A 3,049-nucleotide genomic window follows, 5' to 3' on the forward strand; every position below is an offset into this window, starting at 1 on the left:
CTCGAAGGTGACACTGGTAGGAAGCAAAGTGTAATCGGTTCCGTTGATTGCTGTCCCACCAATACTATAGTTAACCGTTAAGGGATTAGTTGTATCTCCTGTGCGGATGAAGATGTAGAGGAGATTACTTGTCCCGTCTTCAGTAACACTACTAGGAGAAACCGCAAGAGTAATACTAGGAAGTATGACATCATCATTGGTAATCGTCCCTTGACCTTGATTATCGGCTATGGTAACGTTGCGACCATTAGCATTTAGACTACTCAAATTAACGAAGAAAGTCTCGTTACTTTCAACTTGGTTATCGCCATTAACAGCAACTGTAATCGTCTTAGAAGTCTCACCAGCATTGAAGATTAAGGGAGTAGTAGCAATCGCTATATAATCATTATCCGCTGTGGTAGCGGTTCCATCGGCTGTGGCGTAATTGAGGGTAATCGCTGTATCAACTGCATTAGAAAGAGTGACAGTAAATACTGCATTAGTTGTCCCACTATTTCCTTCGGTAATTGTGACATCGCTAATCGCAATAGATGCACTGTCATCGTTATTAATCGTTCCCTGACCTTGATTATCAGCTAGGGTGACATTACTGCCATTTCCTTGTAAATTGCTGAGATTGAGGAAAAATGTCTCATTGAGTTCAACTTGGTTATCGCCATTAACTGCAACTGTAATCGTTTTAGAAGTTTCTCCCGGATTGAAGGTTAAGGTAGTGGTAGGAATAGCGGTGTAATCGGTTCCGGCGGTTGCTGTACCGTTGGCGGTGGCGTAGTTGACGCTAACAATCGTACTGGCGGCACTAGAAAGGCTAACGGTAAAGACCGCGTTAGTGGTGCCGCTATTGCCTTCGGTAAGGGTAACATCGTTGATAGTAAGAGAAATAGAGGGGTCGGTAATGGTGACGGCGGCGGTGGGGTCAGCATTGAGGAGGACTGAGACGTTGTGGCTGTAAAAGTTCGCCGCAGCCAAATCGGATTTGCCGTCGCCGTTGAAGTCCCCTACCGTCACGGAAAGGGGACCATTCCCCACAGAAAAGTTAGTGGCGGTGCCGAAACTGCCCGTGCCGGTTCCTAATAGCACCGATACGTTATTGCTCACAGAGTTCGCCACAGCCAAATCGGATTTGCCGTCGCCGTTGAAGTCCCCTACTGTCACGGAACGGGGAACAGTCCCCACAGTAAAGTTAGTGGCGGGTCCAAAACTACCCGTGCCGGTTCCTAATAGCACCGATACGTTATTGCCGTAACGGTTCGCCACAGCCAAATCGGATTTGCCGTCGCCGTTGAAGTCCCCTACCGCCACGGAACGGGGACTACTCCCCACAGCAAAGTTAGTGGCGGTGCCAAAACTACCCGTGCCGGTTCCCAATAGTACCGAGACGTTGTTGCTATTAAAGTTCGCCACAGCCAAATCGGATTTGCCGTCGCCGTTGAAGTCCCCTACCGTCACGGACAAGGGACTAATCCCCACAGAAAAGTTAGTGGCGGGTCCAAAACTACCCGTGCCGGTTCCTAATAGCACCGATACGTTGTTGCTACTAAAGTTCGCCGTAGCCAAATCGGATTTGCCGTCGCCGTTGAAGTCTCCTACCGTCACGGAATTGGGATTAGTCCCCACGGAAAAGTTAGTGGCGGTGCCGAAACTGCCCGTGCCGGTTCCTAATAGCACCGAGACGTTACTGCTACCACTGTTCGCCACAGCCAAATCGGATTTGCCGTCGCCGTTGAAGTCCCCTACCGTCACGGAAAAGGGACCACTCCCCACAGCAAAGTTAGTGGCGGTGCCAAAACTACCCGTGCCGGTTCCCAATAGCACCGAGACGTTGCCGCTGTACGCGTTCGCCACAGCCAAATCGGATTTGCCGTCGCCGTTGAAGTCCCCTACCGTCACGGAAAGGGGATTAGTCCCCACGGAAAAGTTAGTAGCAGGATTAAAGCTGGCGCTAGAGTTGGCACCAAGGATGTAGTCTCCCCCCGATGTCAGGTTGACTTTGACGGTTTCGTTGGGGTCATTTACTGCATCGGATAGGGCGACCACGTTGAGGGTGGCGGTGGTGGCTCCGGCGGCGATGGTGAAGGTGTTGGCGGTTACTGCGGTGATATTTGTGCCAGCAGTGAGGGAATAGTCGGCGAGAATGGTGGCGGTACTGCCAGTGGTGTTGAAGTTGACCACTATCCCACCCGTTGGTGCGGCGGTGTCTAGGGTAATGATAAAGGTGCCGACGGTTCCCCCTTCTACGGGGTTGGTGCCGGGGGCGATGGTGATTTTCGGGGTGGTATTGAGGATGACTGAGACGTTGTAGCCATTAAAGTTCGCCGTTGCCAAATCAGATTTGCCGTCGCCGTTGAAGTCTCCTACCGTCACGGAAAGGGGACCGGTCCCCACAGTAAAGTTAGTGGCGGCACCAAAACTGCCCGTGCCGGTTCCTAATAGCACCGATACGTTGTTGCCGTAACGGTTCGCCACAGCCAAGTCGGATTTGCCGTCGCCGTTGAAGTCCCCTACCGTCACGGACCAGGGACGACTCCCCACGGAAAAGTTAGTGGCGGTGCCGAAACTGCCCGTGCCGGTTCCTAATAGCACCGATACGTTGTTGCCGTTCCGGTTCGCCACAGCCAAATCGGATTTGCCGTCGCTGTTGAAGTCCCCTACCGTCACGGACCAGGGACGACTCCCCACGGTAAAGTTAGTGGCGGGTCCAAAACTACCCGTGCCGGTTCCTAATAGCACCGAGACGTTGCCGCTGCTCCAGTTCGCCACAGCCAAATCGGATTTGCCATCGCCGTTGAAGTCCCCTACCGTCACGGAAGTGGGACCACTCCCCACGGAAAAGTTAGTGGCGGGTCCAAAACTGCCCGTGCCGGTTCCTAATAGCACTGAGACGTTGCTGCCGTAACGGTTCGCCACAGCCAAGTCGGATTTGCCATCGCCGTTGAAGTCCCCTACCGTCACGGAAGTGGGACCACTCCCCACGGAAAAGTTAGTGGCGGGTCCAAAACTGCCCGTGCCGGTTCCTAATAGCACTGAGACGTTGCCGCTGCTCCAG

At 53.0% G+C, this 3,049-nt stretch carries 1 protein-coding gene; it reads right to left on the reverse strand.

Going from position 1 to position 3,049, the window contains the following annotated elements; all coding sequences use genetic code 11:
• Positions 1-3,049, reverse strand: a 3,049-nt coding sequence (locus IM485_RS21540; protein WP_287745472.1) for a beta strand repeat-containing protein, incomplete at both ends; no start/stop codon positions are given.

The sequence above is a fragment of the Microcystis sp. M169S2 genome (assembly GCF_020245865.1).
GTDB classification, from domain to species: domain Bacteria; phylum Cyanobacteriota; class Cyanobacteriia; order Cyanobacteriales; family Microcystaceae; genus Microcystis; species Microcystis ichthyoblabe_A.